Genomic DNA, 19550 nt, shown 5'->3' on the forward strand with positions numbered 1-19550 from the left:
TAATAATTGCTGAATGACGGAGTAGAATATTCCTTGTATACTAAGATTTGCCTAGGAAGAAATAGGACGGGCCCGTCAAAGTGCGGGAGATCGCGTTCAGAAACCGGTAAAAAATCGCCGGAAATTTTTTTGCGGCACGCGCAACTTTTTCCGAGACGGGACGTTTAATACAGTGAGTCATCACAAACAGGCTCGACTCCTTGTCGACTGGTTATTTTTCTCAAAAATACTCTTTACGACAAAGAGGGTCCATTGTATAATGTTAAAGTGGCATTGAGTCTATTATTTCCCATGCTTCCTTAGTTTACTAGTTTCTGTGACTCACATCAGGTTACAGACATCCATTTATAGAATGCCGCTCAACTTCGGAAAGGGGGTGAATCACTGAATGAGGGAAACGAGCTCCAACTATTCTAGACAACGCACTCATGAAATTCGAGGAGGAGAAAAAAAGGTTATGAAGAAAAGTTTATCCGTAGTACTTAGCACTGCGATGGCTTTCTCCATGTTCGCTTCCGTAGCAGCCGCTGCTGAACCGACAACAACACTGGAGAAGTACGAAGCACTGAAAGCACAAGGGATCTTCGAAGGTACAGATGGAGACAAACCAGCCCTCGAAGACGCAATGACACGCGCTCAGTTCGCGAAAATCATCAACAAGCTGAAAGGCTTGAACGAAGATGCAGCAGCAGCTGCAGCATACACTGACCTGGAAGGTTCCGGCTGGGCAGCAGGCTTCATCGGCGCTGCTACCAAAGCTAACCTGATGGAAGGCGTATCCGATGTACCGCTCAAGTTCCTGCCGACTGGCAACGTAACTGTTGAGCAACTGGCTACCGTTCTGGACCGCGCATTCGGAATCGCTCCGACTCCTGGTGCTAGCGTATCCGGCAACGTATCCAACTGGGCTGAAGGCTATGTAGCAGCAGCTATCGCAAACGGCCTCATCGCTAAGCAATCCGATTACACTGCTCCTGCACTCCGTGGCCAACTCGTTGACGCTACGTACACTGCTTGGCAGATGATCGAGGACGCTCAGAAGGTTTCGCTGAAAGAAGTGAAAGCAGCTGGCGTTCAAAAGGTAACGGTTAGCTTCAACAAAGCAGTTGACACTGCTAAAGCTCAACTGTCCCTGAAGAAAGGTTCGACGATCGCAGTCGCAACTTCCGTTAAGTGGGCAGACGACAAGAAATCCGCTACGCTGACTCTGACCAACACTAAGCTCTCCGCTGGTCAATACACCGTAACACTGGGTGGCTATGAGTCCTCCGCGGTTGGCACAACTTCCCTGAGCTTCGACGCTCAAGACGAAGCTGTCCAAAAAATCGAGTTCCTGACTACTAGCGACTACATCGCTCAAGCTAGTAAGTCGATCGTCAAGTTGAAAGCAACCAACCAGTATGGTGAGAATGCATCCTTCTCTGCCGGTTCTTACAACGCTTTTATTAGCCCGAATATTACTTATAGTCTGACCAAAGGTGATGATGGGCTGCTCAACCTGAGTCTTGATACCGAAGCACTTCGCCCTAATCTCGATATTGTGTCGGTAAATATTTACCATACGGACAATCGGGCTACCGTTAGCAAAAACTTCACTGTGGGTACTGCGCCCTTCGTCCAAAAGATGGAGCTTGGCGATGTGAAGTATTCTGTAGATTCGGCTATCAATAAAAGAGGCGAAACAGCTACTTTCGATCTGAAACTGTACGATCAATACGGTAACATTGTGCCCCACAGTGTCGAAGTTGAAAAGAACGTACAAGTGCTGTTCACACCATTTGAGAACAAGCTGGAATACAACGTCAAGGATCATAATAGTGACGGCATCACAGATGTTCGCGTATCGCTGAATAAGGAAGTTGATAAATCAGGCACATACACGGCTCAAGTGTACTACCAAGGCGCTTCGGCTACTGCCACGATTAATGTTAATTCTTCCAAAGTAGCTACTAAGCTCGAAATCGGCGAACTGGGCGACGTAATCGCTGCAGGCGACCAAGATGTTTACATTCCGCTGATCGCTTATGACGCCAATGGCAACCAACTGAGCACTGAGGATCTGATTAGTGATACAAATGCAAAGCGCATTGAACTCTCTGTTTCGGGCGCCAAATCTGTAGAGCTGATGACTTCTGGTGAGAATAAAGGAAAGATTCATCTTTCTGAAATTACGGCTCAGTCTAGAAGCATGGTTTCGGTAACAGCTTATATCCCAACTGTACCTAACAGCTATGTTTCCAGACAATATACTGTTAATAATGTGCGTACTCCTGATCATCTGGAAATCACAACTGAGCCGAGCAAGAAAATCGTTGCCGGTGCCTATTCCAAATTTGTCGTTAAGGTCATCGACCAGTATGGCAAGAGCATGGACACGGCTAAAGATGTCGCGGGTGCCTCCTATATTGCTAAATTGGTTCAGAAGGACACCAACGGTGATACCAAGTTTATTGCAGAAGATGCTTCTCCTACAGATATTCTTAAGCCGAAAGCTGGAGAGACTAGCATTGTGTATGACAATAAGGGTGACAACACATTCAAACAACTTAGCAAAACGAAGCGTTTTGTTACCACGGCTGGTGCAACAGATACCATGAGCTTTACTGTGGAACTATATAAAGTCGTAGGCGGCAATCCAACACTTCTGAACAGTGTTTCCCGTCAAGTCGAAGTGGTTCCTTCCGATGAGACTGGTCTGACTTACCAAGTTGACGCTGTACAACCGCTGTTCAACGCTGGTGACTCCAGCTCGGTAACTGGTGTAACTTACGGTTACAACGCAGACAAAACTGAACAACAAATCACTCTTGCTGAACAGCGCAAAGCTTCGGTAAGTAAGTTTGCAAGACAAGTCATTGTAAGTGCAACAAGCCCGTCCGGCGACAAGGTTGCCCTGCCTGACACCATCACGGCTATCACTTCCTCCAACACTAGCGTAGCTAACGTTGAGCTGGTTGGCAATAAAGCGTACGTGATCGGCAACAAAGCAGGCACTGCTACGCTGAACGTAAGCTTCAAGACCGTAAACGGTCTGACGAAGCAAGCTACTGTAGAAGTTACCGTTAAGAGCGACTCCATCTCCGTAACGAAGGTTGCTGCAGGCAACACTAGCGTTCAACCAATCAAGGCTACTGGCGATAACGCATTCGTTGTTATGAACCTGGACGTAACGGACAACTACGGCGTAGTGTACAACAAAATGAACGCTGCTAAGTACAACTACCTGCTGGCTGTTAACTTCTCCGTAAGCAACGTTCAAGGTGGAAGCGTAACTGTTGACCAGTACGGTCAAATCTCCGTTACTGCGAACGCAGATAACAAAACTGGCGAAGTAACCTTCGATCTGACTGCGACTTCCGCAACTGGTAAGTCCGCAACTACTCCGATCAAAGCTAGTACTAAGTAATAAGTAACAAGCTTTCGAAAAGAAGGCCCCTCGGGGTCTTCTTTTTTATGCTCAAGAACAACAAACTAGCAAAACAAGAGTATAAACTAGAGAGAGTTAGATGGAAAAGCAGTAGACAAGGAAATCAGACCAGAGGTGAAGCGACTTGATTAGAAAACGTTGGGCCCTATTGGCGGCTCCCGTTGCATTGGGAGCAGGCTTGTGGCTCGGCTCCATCGTCGTGACGAATGCGGATGCGGGCACGCAGCCAGGTTCGATTGACGATCCGGCCGTAACGAAAAGCTATGTTGATCAGAAGATAAAAGAAGCGTTGGGCCAAGCTGGCGCGGGTACCCCTTCGGCCACGCCGACTCCGGTGACGCCGCCTTCCAATTCCGGAAACGGCACCGTTACCGTCGTGGAGCTGCAGGCGGGACAGCAGCTGTATGCGGCTGCGGGAACAGAAGTTATCGTACGGAATGGCAAAGCCATCGCAATCAGCAACGACGACAACACGATTCCGGATGTGACGGCCGGCAAGGATTTGGTGGCCGGCACAACCGTCTCGACGAACCATTTGCTCCTCTTCCCGAGGGAAGGGCGCGGTATCAAAGCAGACCCGTCGAACAAAACCATCGTTTATGTGATGGTGAAGGGCAGCTATCTCCATTTGAATGCGGACGGCACGCCGGTTAAGTAGATGTGGGACTTGCTACCGTTTAGAAGTTCGGACAGCAGCAAGAAAAGGGAGAGGGCAGGCTTTCAGAAAGCCGCGCCCTCTCCTTGCCGTTCCTTGATTTTCCCCCGGGTGGCAGGATCTTATACGAGTGGCCCGATTCCCGGGTGCCATACTAACGGTACATTGCTGAATCAAAAGGAGATGAACCCTAATGGCCAAATCGAATCACAAGCTTGTCCCTGCAAGCAAGCAAGCATTGGATCAGATGAAGTATGAGATTGCGGCCGAGCTTGGACTCCCTGTAGGCAACCCCTATGCTGCACTCAGCGACGCCAATACGGAGTTTGCCGGCGAGCTTGGCTCGATCGGTACGGCAAGGAAACAAGAGGAGTATTGGGGCCATATTGCCTCGCGTGACGCAGGGGCGGTAGGCGGTCATATTACGAAGCGACTGATCCAAAAAGCGGAAGAAGCCCTTTTTACTTTATCCTAACGTCATCAATTGACAGCCTTAGACAAATCAAGTACTATGTTCTAGAAAGTTCGTACGAAACCCGCCTCCTCCTATTGGAGAAGGTTGGTTTTTTGTGTAAATCAACTATATTCTTGAATGAGGAGGTCGAGACGAGTGGCGACTTCAAATAATAGACGCTTGTTCACGTCGGAATCGGTAACCGAAGGTCATCCGGATAAAATCTGTGACCAAATTTCCGATGCGGTGCTGGATGCGTTTTTGAAGGAAGACCCGAATGCCCGTGTAGCCTGCGAAGTATCGGTAGCTACAGGGCTTGTGCTTGTCATTGGTGAAATTTCCAGCCGTGCGGATTATATCGATATCCCGGCGATTGTACGCAATACGATCAAGGAGATCGGCTACACACGTGCGAAATATGGGTTTGATTACAAAACCTGCGCCGTTCTGACGTCGTTGAACGAGCAGTCCGCCGACATCGCGCAAGGGGTTGACCGTGCTCTCGAAGCACGCGAAGGCCAAATGACCGATGAAGAGATTGAAGCGCTTGGCGCAGGTGACCAAGGCCTCATGTTCGGCTTCGCGGTAAACGAGACTCCCGAACTGATGCCGATGCCGATCGCTCTGTCGCACCGTCTCTCCCGCCGCTTGTCCGAAGTACGCAAGAACGGCACGCTGCCTTACCTTCGCCCGGACGGCAAGACCCAAGTGACGGTCGAATACGAAGGCAACCGCCCGGTGCGTGTAGATACCATTGTAGTATCTACCCAACACGCGGAGGAAATAACACTCGAGCAAATCCAAAACGATATCAAGGAGCACGTCATCAAGCCGGTCGTTCCGGTTGAGTTCCTGGATGCCGAGATCAAATATTTCATCAACCCGACCGGCCGCTTCGTTATCGGTGGACCGCAGGGCGATGCCGGCCTGACCGGCCGCAAAATCATCGTCGATACGTACGGCGGCTATGCCCGTCATGGCGGCGGCGCCTTCTCCGGCAAGGATCCGACAAAGGTTGACCGTTCCGCGGCTTACGCGGCCCGCTACGTGGCCAAGAACGTGGTAGCGGCTGGTCTTGCCGACAAGTGCGAGATCCAACTCGCCTATGCGATCGGCGTCGCACGTCCGGTTTCCATTAGCGTAGATACATTCGGCACCGGCAAAGTAAGCGAAGAGAAACTGGTCTCGCTCATCGAGAAGCATTTTGACCTTCGTTCCGCCGGCATTATCAAGGAGCTGGAGCTCCGTCGTCCGATCTACAAGCAAACGGCTGCTTACGGACACTTCGGCCGCACGGATGTCGACCTCCCTTGGGAGCGCACCGACAAAGCCGAGATCCTCAAGCAAGAAGCGCTCGCCTAATCGAACGCTTTCCATACGTACTAATACGTCCTTTTGGGGCAAAAGGAGCCATCTGCGCAGCAGATGGCTCTTTTTTTGGGCGAATACGTAACTTTTTGGTGAAAAAACGGTCTAATAGTAAGAGCAAAGCTAGAGAAATAGCTAGAAAGCTAGATTTGGAGGAGAAACTGGAATGAAGCAGCAAGCCAAGAAAGACGGGAAGAGGCGTCTACGCAAAGCCGCAGGACTCGTCCTCGCCTTCGCTCTCGCCTTTCAAACCGTATCCGTGACCACTGCACCGAATCAAGCTTCAGCTGCCGGAACGGTAGCTTACTTGGGGCAGGATATCATCACCTCGGGCGCCATCGTCAAGAAGTACCAATGGACAGGCACCCGCAGCGGCAAATCGGTCCAAGTGAAGGCCAACGTCATTGAGGTGGCGCTGGACAACCCGCTTGTGAAGCTCGACGTCATGACGGCCAAAGGCAAATTCACCAATAAGCAAAACGTCAAGAACATGGCGACCGAAAGCGGCGCTATAGCAGGAGTAAACGGAGACTTTTTCAACACGCAATCGTCCGGTTCTCCCATGGGTCCGCAAATTTCGAACGGCAAGCTGATGGCCACGCCGGATGACCTCCCGGGCTTCTACAGCTTCGCGCTGACGAAGGATAACAAGCCGGTGATCGATTTGTTCACGTTCACGGGCTCGGTGACGGCGGCCGACGGCGCCAGCTTCAATCTGGGCGGCGTGAACAAGACCTATTATTGGTTCGAGCCGAGCGGTCAGCACAGCATGATCGACAGCATCTTCTTGTACACCGACGCTTGGGGCAGCGAAGACCGCGCGAACGACGGCGTGACGAACCCGACCGAGGTGCTCGTCAAGAACGGTGTCGTCCAAGAGATCAAGCAGCACGATATTTTCCGCCAGACGCCGCCTGCGGACGGCTACATCCTGCGTTCGGCCGGCAAAGGCGCGGATTGGGTCATGGCTCACCTGAAGCCAGGCGATAAGATCAACTCAACCTATGCGATCGTGCCGAGAGACCCGTCCAAATCTTACGACACCGCCAACTTCAAAATGATGATCGGCGGGCACACCATTCTGGTCGACGGCGGCAAAGCCACCTCGTTCTCCAGAACGGATGCCGATTATAAAGGATACCGGGCGCGTACCGCGATCGGATACTCGAAGGATCAGAAGTTTGCTTACTTGATCAACGTGGAAGACAATGCCGGCAGCGTTGGCATGAGCTTCGCCGAGATGCAGGATCTGATGGTTCAGATCGGCGTTTGGAAGGGCATGAACCTCGACGGCGGAGGCTCCTCGCAAATGGTCGCCCGTCCGCTCGGCGAGAATCAGGTCGAGCTTGTCAGCGCGCCGGAGTCGAACTACCAGCGGCCGATCGTGAACGGGGTCGGCGTCTGGACGCTCGCTCCGAAGGGGGAAGCGCTCGCTCTAGACATCAAAGGCGCAACCAATCTGTTTATCGGCGAGAAAGCTTCGTACACCGCAGCCGGCTATGACGTCTACTACAACCCGCTGGCTTCGCTCGACGGCCCAGCGACCTGGTCCATCTCGGGCGGCATGGGCACGTTCCAGGACAATGTCCTGACGGCAGCCAAAAAAGGGGATGCGACCATTACGGTCAAGTCGGGAAAAGCGACGCAAACCAAGAAGGTTCACATCGCCGGACGCGAAGATATCGAGAGCCTGACGATTCAGCCGTCCAGCAGCATTTTAATGGACAACGCGGCTATCAAGCTCTCGGTGCGCGCCAAGATGAAGGATGGCACAGAGAAGGTCGTTCCGGCCGAGTCGTTCCAATGGGAGACCAGAGGCTTCCCGGGAACGTTCAAAGGCGATACGCTGACGGTCGGCTCGCTTGCGGGCGCCACGTCGGGACAAATTATCGCCAAGTATGACGGGTTCAGCACGATAGCCAATCTGTCGATGGGAGCCCAGAAGGTATGGGCCGACTTCGACAAGGCGAATCCCGCAACCAGCTTCAGCGCTACGCAAGGCGTGAAGGGCTCGGTGGCCGTCGCTCCCGGTCTGCAGGGACTCGCAGCGACCAACCAGGCTCTGCAGCTGAACTATGAGCTTCCGCTGACAGGCGGTACGCTGGCCGCCTATGCGAATTTCGGAGATGGAACCGGCGTCGCCGTAGAGGGCGAGCCGCAATCGATCAGCGCCAAAGTATGGGGCGACATGAGCCTGAACTGGCTGCGCGCCGAGCTGGTGGATGCGAAGGGCGCGATCCATCGCGTCGATTTCACCAAAGCGATCAACTGGAACGGCTGGCAAACGGTCAGCGCCAACCTGTCCGCCCTGAAGCCGGCCTACCCGGTCAAGCTGAAGCGGATCTACATCGCCGACATCGAGGAAGGACGCGACGAGCGGGCGAGAAAAGGGACGGTCATCCTCGACGATATCAAATTCGAGTACAAGAACAGCGGCCCGCAAACCTCGCTCAACCAAGTGAAGCTGACGATCAACAAGCCGCAAATCACCGTCAACGGCAAGACGATGACGATCGACCAGGCGCCGGTGCTCATCGCGGGCAACACGCTCGTGCCGATCCGTTTCGTAACGGAAGCGCTTGGCGGAGAGGTCGTTCCGTGGAAAGAAGGAGAAGAGCGCAAGGTCACGATCTACAAGGACGGCCAGATGGCGGAGTTCTGGCTCGATCAGCTCAGACTGAACGTGAACGGAACGGCTATCACCGCAGAGGTGCCGCCGCAGCTCATCAACGAGCGGACCATGGTTCCTCTCCGCGTCCTGACCGAGAACATGGGATGGAAGGTCAGCTGGGACCAGCCTACTTTAACCGTTACGCTTGAATAGGGTTGGAAAGTTGTGCTGTGGCAAAATAGGGCTAGGGGAACCTTTCAAACGGCCGGAAATATGTTACACTGTTACAAATAGAGCATAGGCCAATGAAGGGGTCTGGAAGAACGTGCAAGTAGATGCCATTGATCGCGTCATCAAGAATGCGATAGAAGTGATGGAAAGCAGCAAATACGAAATCTACGAAATCTGCGAGAGTGCCCGCAACGAATTGGAGTCTCTTAACAAAGAGCTGCAATCCGTTCTCGAGCAAACGTCTCAGGCGATCGACCAGGTGGACAAGCTGGAGGCGCAGTATCGCCAGTCGCGGATGCGGCTGACGGAGGTTAGCCGCGATTTCCAGCGCTATACCGAGGTGGACATTCGAATCGCCTACGAAGCGGCTACGCATCTTCAGCTTCAGCTCAGCATCAACCGCGAGAAGGAGAACCATCTCAAAGCTCGCCGGGACGATCTGAACAAGCGGATCCGCAACGTGGAACGCCAAGTCGAGCGCGCCGAGATGCTGGTCTCGCAGATGAACGTAGTACTGGAGTATTTGTCGGGCGATCTCAATCAGGTTACGCGGATGCTCGAATCGGCCAAGAACCGGCAGATGCTTGGCCTCAAGATCATCATGGCCCAGGAAGACGAGCGCAAGCGGATCGCCCGCGAAATCCATGACGGATTGGCGCAATCAATGGCACATGTCGTTCTTCGCACGGAAATTGCCGAGAGAATGCTGGGACAGCAGCTCTATGAATCGGTAAAAGACGAATTAGTGGACCTGAAGGAACAGGTGCGTGGCGGCCTGGAAGAGGTCCGCCAAATTATATTTAATCTTCGTCCTATGGCTCTGGACGATTTGGGTCTCATCCCCACCGTTCGCAAGTATGTCCAGGATTTCGAGGACAAATCGAAAATCCGAACCTCGATCAAGTTGGCCGGCAAGGAAACCAGACTGCCGTCGGGCATGGAAGTCGCCATCTACCGGCTCATTCAGGAGGCGTTCTCCAACGCGCTGAAGCATGCGCACGCTTCTTATATCTCCCTTCATATCACCTTCCAGAAGCAGATGGTCAAGATTGCCATCCAGGACAATGGAGTCGGGTTCGATGTGAAGCGGCTGGAGAGCAAGCAGCTCCAGCATTCGGGCAATCACTACGGCCTGATGGGCATGAGGGAGCGAGTGGACTTGCTGGAAGGACGGCTCGACATCGTATCAGGCAAGGATGAGGGAACCAAAATCGTCATGTTGATCCCGATTAGTCCTGAACATAGGGAGGAGTAACAGGATGGCCATAACGGAAAACCCGAAAAAAACCGTCAAACTGCTGCTTGCGGACGATCATCAGCTGTTTCGTGAGGGCGTCAAGCGAATTATCAATATGGAAAGCGATCTGGAAGTGATTGGGGAGTGCGGCGACGGCATTCAGGTTATTGAGCTGTGCAACGAGCTGCAGCCGGATATCGTCCTGATGGACATCAATATGCCGGTCGAGAACGGCGTCGTGGCGACCCAGAAGCTGAAAGAAATTTTTCCATCTATTAAAGTCATCATTCTCTCGATCCATGACGACGAAAGCTATGTGTTCGAAACATTGCGCAAAGGTGCTTCGGGCTACCTGCTGAAGGATATGGAGGCCGAGTCGCTGATCAATGCCATTCGTTCCGTCGTATCGGGACATGCCTATATTCATCCGAAGGTAACGGGCAAGCTGATCAACCAGCTGCGCAAGATGACGTACCTGGACGAAACGGGCGTCGCGCTCGACAACGGCCACGTGAAGGAAGCCGGCGTCAAGTACATACATTCTCCTAATAGCCCGCTGACCAGACGCGAAGCGGAAGTGCTGCGGCTCATGGCGGAAGGCAAGAGCAACAAGGCAATCGGAGAATTTCTATTCATCAGTGAGAAGACAGTCAAAAACCACGTTAGCAGCATTCTGCAAAAGATGGAGGTCGACGACCGGACACAAGCGGTTATTATCTCTATCAAGAACGGCTGGGTGACGTTGTAGGAACCCGATCTCTCATGGCGGCATATACTGTCCTCAAAAGGGGGTATCCGCGATGGGGATTGGGTTGCTTCTCATTCTCGGCATCTACGGCCTCAGCATCGCCGTCATGCATGCGGTATTCCGCGGCCGGCGGAACAAGCGGCAGGAGCCGGAGCATGTCGTTCTCGTAACCCGCAACAATGAGCAAATGATCGAAGGCTATCTGGCTTCTCTCTATGCCGTCAACAGGCTGAGAGGCAGGCAGGTGGCGGTCACTATATTTGATAACGGATCGACGGATGAGACTCGGGCGATTATCGAGCGCTGTGCCGGCCGGTACGAATCGATCACGTATGAGACGACGACCGACAGGCTGGATGCGTTCCTGGCCGAACACCAGGAGCATATGGTCAAGCTGGTCCGACTCGAGCAGGCAGCAGCGAACCGGGATTTGTCCGCCGCACGCTGGTAACCGCTTACAAAGGAGCGGGGAATAAATGCAAGGTGTGGTTTATGCCGTCCGGATTCGGCAGCGCTGGATCTGGCGCGTTTCTTTGCACGCGAAGACGGATGCGGCGTATTGGCGGGGGCTTCTTCAGAAGCCGGTGCGCATGCTGCGGATTGAACCTGCACTGTCGTGGGGACAGGCGGGATGGCTGCGCGAGGGGTTGGAAAGGACAGCTGGCGATGGCAGGCTGGACAAGCCTAAGCTGGCCAAAGCGTTGGCGGCTCTTGAGCCGGGATTGCCGGGATTAGGCCCCCATTCCCGCAAGTCCCTGAGGCTGGAGGACTGGCAGGACGAGCCGGGTCCTCGGCTGGAGGAGCGGGAAATGGAGGCTCGGCTACCGGCCGCGTATCGCATGGCGGCGGGACTAGCCGGCCGCTCGCTGCTCGAAGAGGAGTGGCGGCAGTGGCTGGAAGTCCAGCAGGAGGAAGAACGGGCGGCAGAGGCAGATAGGTTGTCTCTACTGCAGCTCGCGAATTTGCAAGGCTGGCTGGAATTGACGACCGGGTTATCCTGCGGTGATCCCGGGAAGGCAGCAACCAAACAAGACCGGAAGCACCGGTGCAGACGCTGTGGAAGCGGCGAGGCATCGATGTCCCGGTCTTTTTGTTTGGCCTGCGGAGGCGACTGCGCCTATTGCGAGGCTTGCCTCGGCATGGGGCGTGCCCGCTTCTGCACGCTGCTGATCCGCGGTCAGGCTCGGAGAAAGGCCGGTGATACGGGGACGTATGGGAGGTCGGTGCTGGGCGTCCGGCATAAGGAAGAGCTCGCCACCGCGCAAGGAGCTCGGGATGGCAGCGGAGGGCGGCTGGGAAGAACAGCGGCGGCGGGCGAGGTGGGGCACGGAGCGCAAGGAGCCGAGAAGCTGGCGAAGTGGGGGTTAAGCCCTGCCCAGACGGAAGCAGTTCTAGCCGCGCTAACGTTCCTGGAGCAGGAGGGACAAGCGGGGGGCCCGGCGTCCGTGGGCTGGCGCGGGAGACTGGCCTCCCTGCTGCCGAGGCGACGGCAGGGGAAAGACGGCGAGGCCGGCCGCTTCCTGCTCTGGGCCGTGACGGGAGCGGGAAAGACGGAGATGATCTTTCCGCTTCTCGAGAGGGAGCTGAATCGGGGAGGGCGGGCGCTGGTGGCGACACCGCGCCGGGATGTCGTGCTGGAGCTCCTGCCCCGTCTGCGCAAAGCGTTCCCGGACCGGACAGTCGTCGGCCTGTATGGCGGGAGCGAGGAAAGGTGGGAGAGTGGTGACATCACCTTGGCGACGACTCACCAGCTGCTCCGCTTTCACCAGGGCTTCGGCCTCGTCATTATCGACGAGCTGGACGCGTTTCCCTATCACAATGATCCTATGCTGCAGTATGCGGCCGAGCAGTCGGTCCGGCCGGGCGGCCAGTTCGTCTTCCTGTCCGCCACGCCGCCGGCCGGCTTACAGCGCGAAGCTCGTGCGGGACATCTCCCGCATGTTCGGGTGCCGGTTCGGTTTCATCGGCACCCGCTGCCGGTCCCCCGCTGTCTCGGCATGAAGCCGCTGGAGCAGCATCTCGCCAGGCGGCGGCTGCCTGCCGCACTGCGGAGAGAGCTTGCCGTCTCGCTCAAGCGGGGAGCGCAGATTTTTCTGTTCGTTCCGAAGATCAAGGTGGTGCCGGCTGTCGTGCAGCTGCTGCGGACGATGTATCCGGATATTATCATTGATGGAACGTCCTCGCAGGACGAAGAAAGGGCGGAGAAGGTGATCGCGTTCCGGGAGGGCCGCATCCGTCTGCTCGTGACGACGACTATTTTGGAGCGGGGTGTCACGGTACCCAAGACGGACGTGTTCATCGTAGGGGCCGAGAGTGCTTTGTTCGACGAGGCGGCGCTTGTCCAAATGGCGGGGCGGGCCGGCCGCTCCAAGGACGACCCGAAGGGGCGCGTGCTGTTCGCGGGAGCCGCGCGCACCCGTTCCCAGACGGGAGCGATCCGGCAGATCAAGCGGATGAACCGGATCGCTCGGGCGAAGGGCTATCTCCTGGAGGAACAAGGGAGGGAGAGACAATGAATAGACTTTCGGACAGCTGGGCGGCACGCCTCCTTCGCGCATCGGCGGGGTTGCTCGCTCCGCCGATTCATCGCTGCGCCGCGTGCGGCAACGAGTACCGGGAGCGGACGAACCCGATCGGCCTGTGCAGGAGCTGCTATGCAGCGGCCCCCTGGATTCTCCGCGTCCGCTGCCCTGTCTGCGGCCGGGCGGAGGCTTGTCCGGATTGTCCGGCCCGCGAGGCGACGTGGTTCCGGCTGAGCCGCAGTTCCGTACGGTACGACGACACGATGAAGGAGTGGCTGGCGCAGTACAAATACCGCGGCAGCGAGCGGCTCGGCAGCTTGTTCGGGGCCATGCTGGTGCACGGCTACCAATTGCTCCGCCAGCAGGCGGCGGAGCAGGAGGGGTGCCTCGTCACGTTCGACTGCGTGACGTACGCGCCCGTGCACCCCGAGCGCCTGGCCGAGCGCGGCTTCGACCAGGCCGCGCAGCTCGCCGCCGAGCTCGGCCGCCGGGCGGGCCTGCCCGTGCTGCCGCTGCTCGCGCGGGTGCGCCACACGCCCAAGCAGAGCCATCATGCGCGCCGGGAGCGCATGGTGGCTCTGCAGGGGGCGTTCGCGCCCGACGCCGCGGGGTGGCGGCAGCTGCAGGCCCGCTGGGCCGCCGGGAACGCTGCTGCGCCCGGCCGCGGCAATGCCGCGCGGTCGGGGGCGGCCGGGCCGGCGGCGAGGAGGCGGCTGCGCGTGCTCGTCGTGGACGACGTCTACACGACGGGGAGCACGATGAACGAGTGCGCGCGGCTGCTCGCCGAGAACGGCCCTATCGACGTCTACGGCCTCACTTGGGCGAGGTAGCGCTGCTGTCCTATCCGACAGAAGCATGCCGGACTTGTGACCATTTTCCAAATCCGTCCATGCCAGGGTGTACAAAAGGAATTCCGATACGGTAAACTAGAAGGCAAATCAAGACTTGGCCGGTTGCCCGGCAAGCAGGAGGGTGACCGTCCAGGTGAACGTAGACAATTGCCCAAGATGCGGCAAGCTGTATGTGAAAGGCTTCCAAGATGTATGTCCGGCCTGCGTGAAGGACATCGAGAGGATGTACGAGGCGTGCATCGACTATTTGCGGGAGAACCGCCAATCGACGCTGCAGGAGCTGCACGAGGAAACCGAGGTGCCGATCCGGCAAATTCTCAAGTTTATCCGCGAAGGCAGAATTTCGCTGAAGAGTCTGCCCAACCTGACCATTCCCTGCGATGTGTGCGGGGCACCGATCCGCGAGGGATCGATGTGCGACAGCTGCCGCCAGCGGCTGACCAACGATCTGAAGCAATCGCTGGAAGCGCGGGGGGGCCGCCAGAGCCAGGAGGACCAGTTCGGGTACAACATTCAGGACCGTTTGCGCAGACGCAACAATTAAATCTAAACTATCCCATAAAAGTGGCCGATAAAGACAGTAATCCGTTTTATCGGCTTTTTCCATTCCACGGACAAGAGGTGAAGAACCGTGAAGATCAACGAAACCCAGCGCATCGGCGCTATCCACTCGTACAACCGCAGCCAGCAGCAGGCCCAAGCCCAAGCGGAGCGCAAGAAGCAGAAGGACGAGGTGCATATCTCCGCCGAAGCGAAAGAGCTGCAGCAATCGTCCGGAGCGGGGGCCAGCCAGGAGGCCCGGCGTGAACAGATCGAAGCCTTGAAGAAAGCGGTCTCCTCGGGTACTTACCATGTGGAGGCAGGCAAGATTGCCGAGAAGCTGCTTCCCTATTTGAAATAAGAGCGTCTAGGGCGTTCATACGGAATCAGGTGAAACGATGACTATTCAACAATTGACCGACACCATGGATACCATGATTTCCATACAGGATGAGCTTCTGGAGCTGGCCGCGGCCAAGACGGACGTCCTCGTAGCGAACGACGTGACCGAGCTGAGCCGCATCACCCAGAAGGAGACCGCGCTCATGAAGCGGCTGGCCGAGGCCGAAGAGGCAAGAAGAGCGGCGGTGAACGGAATCGTCACGCAGAAAGGCTATATGCCGAGCCCCAAAATTACGGTAACCGAGCTGGTCCGGTTCCTCTTTAAGGCGGAGGACAAGCAGGAAGTGACGAACCGCCAGCGGATTCTCGCGGACAAGGTCGAGCGGCTGAAGGCGGTCAACGACAAGAACCAGGAGCTGATTCGGGCGTCGCTAACCTATATCGGACATGCTCTCGATTTGGTGTCCGGCACAGGTGCGGACGAGGCGACATACCGGAATCCTCAGCATCAGCAGCCGGGTGTCCCCGGAAGGATTCACCGCTTTGATACAAAAGCGTAAGAGAGCAGCTAGAAAGGGGACAAGACCATGAGATCCACCTTTAGCGGGATCGAGCTGTCCAAGAGAAGCTTGTTCGCCCAACAGGCCGCACTGGCGACAACCGGCCATAACATAGCGAATGCGAACACCAAGGGATATTCCAGACAGACGGTCAACATGACGGCTGCGCGTCCTTTGGAAGCGGTGGGGCTTACCCGCAGCACCGCCGCCGGCCAAATGGGACAGGGCGTGGAGATCCAATCCATTGCCCGCATCCGGCAGCAATTTCTGGACGACCAATTTTATGGGGAGAACCAGAACTTGGGCGACTGGTCGATCAAGCACGATACGCTGGATAAGCTGGAGGCGATCGTCAATGAGCCGTCCGATACGGGACTAACCAAGGTCATGGAGAATTTTTGGAACGCCTGGCAAACCGTCAGTAAAGATCCGGAGAATCTGACTTCCCGGTCGGCGCTTAAGGAAAGTGCCCTTGCCATGACAGATGCCTTCAATAACATCTCCAAGCAGCTGACTGAGCTGACGAAGGACCTTACATCGAACCTCGATATAAAGGCCAAGGAAGTCGCTTCGTATCTGGACCAAATTGCCGGACTGAACCAGGAAATTTACCGAGTAGAGGGGCTCGGCAACAACGCGAACGATCTTAGGGACCAGCGCGATCTGCTGGTAGACAACTTGTCCAAGATCGTGAACATTACGGTAACGGAAGAAGACCGCGGCTATACTATCAAGCTTGGCACGGTTGACCTGGTGCAGGGCCGAGAAGTACAGACCAAGGTAGACGCCCAAGTGTTGGAGGAAGCCAAGAAGTCGGGCAGCTTGAAGAGCGGTGAAGCGAACGGCATTCTCGTTTCCCGCGACGACTATCTGGTCAAGTACAAGTCTCAGCTTAACTCGATGGTCAAATCGCTTGTAGAGGGAGACGTAACCGTCACTCTTCCCAAGGGAACCGTCATTCCGGAGGGAGCGACCTTCGGCGGCAAAACCTATAACGGCACGGTAGAGCAGCGCACGATCCAGGAGGAGAAGGGGATCACGGCGACGGTGAAAGGCTTGAACGGCTTGCATGAGCTAGGCTATACGCTATCCGATCCTCCGGGATCCGGCATTCCGTTCTTTACCTTGTCGGGAGATGCGACAGAGTTCAATGCCGCTACCATTACCGTGAATCCCAAAATCGTCAGCGACGTATCGAACATTGCCGCCTCGGGCCGCGTAGAGACGGTGGACGGCAAGACGAAGCTTATCAAGGGCAACAACGATATTGCACTCGCGCTGGCCGGACTCAGCAACGAGAAGTTCAAATACGTTCCGGATGGAACGGGCGGGCCTACGACCAATCTGCCGGACGGCACAATCGGCGAGTTCTTCCGCTCCATTGTCGGTCAGCTGGGCGTACAGAGCCAGGAAGCGCGCAGACAGCTGGAGAACCAGATGATTCTCGTGGATCAAGTCGAAACTTGGCGTCAATCGGTAAGTGGAGTTTCGCTGGATGAAGAAATGGCCAATATGATTAAGTTTCAGCACGCCTATAGTGCCGCGGCCCGGGCGATGACAGTGTTCGATGAGATGCTCGACAAGGTCATTAACGGCATGGGCGTCGTAGGCAGATAACGGAATGAGCAAGGAGGAAGCGATATGATGGGACGCGTGACGCAGGGGATGATGAACGCGCAGCTTCTGCGAAATTTGAACACCAACCTGAACCGGATGAATAATGAATCCAACCAATTATCGACGGGCCGCAAAATCAACAAACCGTCGGACGATCCCGTAGGGCTGACGTTCGCCCTTCGCTATCGCAGCGAGCTGGCCGCGAACGAGCAGTACCAAAAGAATGTAGATTCCGCCTTGTCTTGGCTGGAATATACGGATACGACGTTGGATCAGGCTGGGAGTGTGCTGCAGAGAGCACGGGAACTTGCCGTCAATGGAGCGAACGGAACCAATCCGCAGGAGGCTCTTGATTCCATCAAGAGCGAGATGGGCCAGCTATACAACCAGCTGGTCTCGATCGGCAACAGCCAGTTCAACGGCAAATATGTGTTCAATGGCCAGAAGACGGACATCCCTCCTTACTCGGTGGATAACGCCACGAAAGACAAAACAGACAACAGTGCGATCCAGTATGAGATAGGAGCCGGCGTGAAGCTGCCGATTAACGCGACGGGTGAGCAGGTGTTCGGCAAGGCGGATTCTCCGGACAATGCGTTTCAGGTACTGCAAGACTTGATGGGTGCGTTGGAAAAAGGAGAAACCGGAAAGGTTTCCGAGCTGATCGGCAAGATTGACCAACGGATGGATTCGTTTCTTCAGATTCGGTCAGACATCGGGGCCAAAACCAATCGGGTGGAATTGGCGCAATCGCGCCTGAAGGATATCAACATCAACCTGCAGGATCTTCAGTCTAAGGTGGAAGACGCCGATTTCGCGGAAGTGATCACCAAACTGCAGGTGAGCGAGAACGTATACCAGGCTTCTCTCTCCATGGGAGCCAAGTTAATTACGCCGACCTTGGTGGATTTCTTACGTTAAGATAGAGGTGTTGTCGTGAAGGTGCAGCCTCAAATCCAAATTCGCCAGCAGTACGCCCAGATCGGGATCGACGCGGACCCGGGCACATGGGAGATGAAGCAGCCCCAAGCTGCATTAGAGATACAGACAGAACCGCTGCGTCTCGAGATCACTTCGCCACCCGGCGAATTAACGATTGACCAAAGCAGAGCCCGGGCAGCGCTTGGGCTGGAAGGCAACTTGGAGTGGAGCCAAAAGATTTATTCGCAAAGCAAGGAGATTGCGCTGCAAGGGGTCGCCCGCCGGGCCCAGGAAGGGAATCGGATGGCGGCCATTCATAAGGGCGGCAATGTGATTGCAGAGATAGCCCGAGAGAGCCGCTTTCGGGAATCTCCTATGGATGTGCGGGAACCGGCTTCCTTCGATAATGTAGACATAGAGTACGTGGCGCACAAGCCGGACATCGTCGTCATTCCTGGACAAGTTCAGATCGAGGTGCAGCCTCACCGTCCGGAATTGAGCTACAACAGGGGGAAGCTGGACATCTATATGAGACAGTACAATTCCGTCCAGATTATCCCTCCGCAATTGGACTTGCAGCTATAATAGAGCTAGTGATGCTCTGTTATAGCTGTTTATTTTTTACTTGAAGAAGAAGGAGCGAAACGAGAATGCAAATAGAGACCGTTCGATTCGGGCAGTTGGAGGTAACGGAGGACTCCATCTATACGTTCCCACAGGGCATACCGGGATTCGAGGAGCTTCATCAGTACGTGCTGCTACAGGCTTACGAGGCACTGCCGTTCGTCTACATGCAGGCCGTGGAGGAGAGCCATCTGACGTTCCTCTTGACCGATCCTTTCCGGTTCTATCCGGATTATGAATTTACGTTGAGCGATGAAGTCAAAGGCGAGCTGGGAATTGAGGAGGAGGGGCAGGTCCGGGTATGGTGCATCGTGACCGTTAAGGACAGCTGGGAGACGGCTACCCTCAATCTGCAAGCGCCCCTTGTCTTCAACGAACAGGCGCGTCTTGGCAAACAAGTCATCTTACACGAGACAAGCTACGGCCCGAAGCATCATCTGATCCAACAATCGGCAAGCCGGAAGGAGGACTGAGCATGCTCGTCTTGACGCGCAAGCTTGGGCAGTCGCTCATGATTGGGGACGACGTGGAGGTAGTCATCCTGGGAACGGAAGGCGATCAGGTCAAGGTAGGGGTAAGGGCTCCGCGGGAGGTCCAGATCTTCCGGAAAGAAGTCTATGACAGTATCAAAGAGACCAATCAGGAGGCCGCGTCGCTTAGCGGCAGCTTGTCGGTAGAGGACTTGCGGAAAATGATCAAGCCGTGAAGTTTGAGAAAAAAATTCAAATTTGTATCTGTAACCTATTCAATCTTTCCTCCGAGCGGTCGATATAGATAGTAGAAGCTAGTCGAGAGGGCGGCCGACCCTCGGATAGCTCACCACAAGGATGTGGGAACCGAAC

Annotated in this window: 18 protein-coding genes; all 18 read left to right on the plus strand. The window is 55.5% G+C overall.

Features of this window, described 5'->3' with window-relative positions; translation table 11 throughout:
* The first annotated feature begins 457 nt into the window (after nt 1-457).
* The 18 genes from KJS47_RS20780 (at nt 458) to csrA (ending at nt 19414) form a co-directional block, all read left to right on the plus strand.
* Nucleotides 458-3406: an S-layer homology domain-containing protein gene (locus KJS47_RS20780; RefSeq protein ID WP_213527313.1), complete on the plus strand. Its 2949-nt coding sequence runs from the start codon at nt 458-460 to the stop codon at nt 3404-3406.
* 145 nt (nt 3407-3551) lie between these two features.
* Nucleotides 3552-4085, plus strand: coding sequence for a hypothetical protein (locus KJS47_RS20785; RefSeq protein WP_249716613.1), 534 nt, complete (start codon nt 3552-3554; stop codon nt 4083-4085).
* Nucleotides 4086-4275: 190 nt separating this feature from the next.
* Nucleotides 4276-4557 (plus strand): alpha/beta-type small acid-soluble spore protein, encoded by a 282-nt coding sequence (locus KJS47_RS20790; protein ID WP_213527315.1) that lies wholly within the window; start codon nt 4276-4278, stop codon nt 4555-4557.
* 117 nt (nt 4558-4674) lie between these two features.
* Entirely contained in the window at nt 4675-5898 is a 1224-nt protein-coding gene (gene metK / locus KJS47_RS20795; protein WP_213527317.1) for a methionine adenosyltransferase, read from the plus strand.
* 172 nt (nt 5899-6070) lie between these two features.
* Nucleotides 6071-8728 carry a stalk domain-containing protein gene (locus tag KJS47_RS20800; RefSeq protein WP_213527319.1) on the plus strand — a complete coding sequence of 886 codons (2658 nt, stop codon included), beginning with the start codon at nt 6071-6073 and terminating at the stop codon, nt 8726-8728.
* A 112-nt stretch (nt 8729-8840) separates the two neighbouring features.
* A complete protein-coding gene (locus tag KJS47_RS20805; RefSeq protein ID WP_213527321.1) occupies nt 8841-10001 on the plus strand; it encodes a sensor histidine kinase in 1161 nt (386 codons plus the stop codon).
* 4 nt (nt 10002-10005) lie between these two features.
* Nucleotides 10006-10731 carry a response regulator gene (locus KJS47_RS20810; protein ID WP_213527323.1) on the plus strand — a complete coding sequence of 242 codons (726 nt, stop codon included), beginning with the start codon at nt 10006-10008 and terminating at the stop codon, nt 10729-10731.
* 52 nt (nt 10732-10783) lie between these two features.
* Nucleotides 10784-11182 (plus strand): glycosyltransferase, encoded by a 399-nt coding sequence (locus KJS47_RS20815; RefSeq protein WP_213527325.1) that lies wholly within the window; start codon nt 10784-10786, stop codon nt 11180-11182.
* Between the two features lie 25 nt (nt 11183-11207).
* Nucleotides 11208-13247: an ATP-dependent helicase ComFA gene (locus KJS47_RS20820; RefSeq protein ID WP_213527327.1), complete on the plus strand. Its 2040-nt coding sequence runs from the start codon at nt 11208-11210 to the stop codon at nt 13245-13247.
* Nucleotides 13244-14083 (plus strand): ComFC family protein, encoded by an 840-nt coding sequence (locus KJS47_RS20825; protein ID WP_213527329.1) that lies wholly within the window; start codon nt 13244-13246, stop codon nt 14081-14083. Before KJS47_RS20820 ends, KJS47_RS20825 begins: the two co-directional genes overlap by 4 nt.
* Nucleotides 14084-14237: 154 nt before the next feature.
* Nucleotides 14238-14648, plus strand: coding sequence for a TIGR03826 family flagellar region protein (locus KJS47_RS20830; protein ID WP_213527331.1), 411 nt, complete (start codon nt 14238-14240; stop codon nt 14646-14648).
* A gap of 87 nt (nt 14649-14735) precedes the next feature.
* Nucleotides 14736-15005, plus strand: coding sequence for a flagellar biosynthesis anti-sigma factor FlgM (gene flgM / locus KJS47_RS20835; RefSeq protein ID WP_213527333.1), 270 nt, complete (start codon nt 14736-14738; stop codon nt 15003-15005).
* Nucleotides 15006-15042: 37 nt separating this feature from the next.
* A complete protein-coding gene (locus KJS47_RS20840; RefSeq protein ID WP_213527335.1) occupies nt 15043-15546 on the plus strand; it encodes a flagellar protein FlgN in 504 nt (167 codons plus the stop codon).
* Nucleotides 15547-15573: 27 nt separating this feature from the next.
* Nucleotides 15574-17163 (plus strand): flagellar hook-associated protein FlgK, encoded by a 1590-nt coding sequence (flgK, locus tag KJS47_RS20845; protein ID WP_213527337.1) that lies wholly within the window; start codon nt 15574-15576, stop codon nt 17161-17163.
* Between the two features lie 24 nt (nt 17164-17187).
* Nucleotides 17188-18084 (plus strand): flagellar hook-associated protein FlgL, encoded by an 897-nt coding sequence (gene flgL, locus KJS47_RS20850; RefSeq protein ID WP_213527339.1) that lies wholly within the window; start codon nt 17188-17190, stop codon nt 18082-18084.
* Between the two features lie 15 nt (nt 18085-18099).
* The gene (locus KJS47_RS20855) at nt 18100-18669 is read left to right on the plus strand and encodes a DUF6470 family protein (protein WP_213527341.1); all 570 of its coding nucleotides are present in this window, start codon (nt 18100-18102) and stop codon (nt 18667-18669) included.
* 65 nt (nt 18670-18734) lie between these two features.
* Nucleotides 18735-19181 carry a flagellar assembly protein FliW gene (gene fliW, locus KJS47_RS20860; protein WP_213527343.1) on the plus strand — a complete coding sequence of 149 codons (447 nt, stop codon included), beginning with the start codon at nt 18735-18737 and terminating at the stop codon, nt 19179-19181.
* Between the two features lie 2 nt (nt 19182-19183).
* Nucleotides 19184-19414: a carbon storage regulator CsrA gene (gene csrA, locus KJS47_RS20865; RefSeq protein ID WP_213527345.1), complete on the plus strand. Its 231-nt coding sequence runs from the start codon at nt 19184-19186 to the stop codon at nt 19412-19414.
* Nucleotides 19415-19550 lie beyond the last annotated feature (136 nt).

The sequence above is a fragment of the Paenibacillus sp. J31TS4 genome (assembly GCF_018403265.1).
In the GTDB taxonomy this organism is placed as follows: Bacteria; Bacillota; Bacilli; order Paenibacillales; family NBRC-103111; genus J31TS4.

What these genes read in the sequence shown, in the direction of transcription:
- KJS47_RS20780 (WP_213527313.1), top strand. Translation starts at nt 458, where the DNA reads ATGAAGAAAAGTTTATCCGTAGTACTTAGCACTGCGATGGCTTTCTCC.
- KJS47_RS20800 (WP_213527319.1), top strand. Translation starts at nt 6,071, where the DNA reads ATGAAGCAGCAAGCCAAGAAAGACGGGAAGAGGCGTCTACGCAAAGCC.
- KJS47_RS20815 (WP_213527325.1), top strand. Translation starts at nt 10,784, where the DNA reads ATGGGGATTGGGTTGCTTCTCATTCTCGGCATCTACGGCCTCAGCATC.
- fliW (WP_213527343.1), top strand. Translation starts at nt 18,735, where the DNA reads ATGCAAATAGAGACCGTTCGATTCGGGCAGTTGGAGGTAACGGAGGAC.
- metK (WP_213527317.1), top strand. Translation starts at nt 4,675, where the DNA reads ATGAGGAGGTCGAGACGAGTGGCGACTTCAAATAATAGACGCTTGTTC.
- csrA (WP_213527345.1), top strand. Translation starts at nt 19,184, where the DNA reads ATGCTCGTCTTGACGCGCAAGCTTGGGCAGTCGCTCATGATTGGGGAC.
- KJS47_RS20825 (WP_213527329.1), top strand. Translation starts at nt 13,244, where the DNA reads ATGAATAGACTTTCGGACAGCTGGGCGGCACGCCTCCTTCGCGCATCG.
- KJS47_RS20820 (WP_213527327.1), top strand. Translation starts at nt 11,208, where the DNA reads ATGCAAGGTGTGGTTTATGCCGTCCGGATTCGGCAGCGCTGGATCTGG.
- KJS47_RS20790 (WP_213527315.1), top strand. Translation starts at nt 4,276, where the DNA reads ATGGCCAAATCGAATCACAAGCTTGTCCCTGCAAGCAAGCAAGCATTG.
- KJS47_RS20810 (WP_213527323.1), top strand. Translation starts at nt 10,006, where the DNA reads ATGGCCATAACGGAAAACCCGAAAAAAACCGTCAAACTGCTGCTTGCG.
- KJS47_RS20840 (WP_213527335.1), top strand. Translation starts at nt 15,043, where the DNA reads ATGACTATTCAACAATTGACCGACACCATGGATACCATGATTTCCATA.
- flgL (WP_213527339.1), top strand. Translation starts at nt 17,188, where the DNA reads ATGATGGGACGCGTGACGCAGGGGATGATGAACGCGCAGCTTCTGCGA.
- flgK (WP_213527337.1), top strand. Translation starts at nt 15,574, where the DNA reads ATGAGATCCACCTTTAGCGGGATCGAGCTGTCCAAGAGAAGCTTGTTC.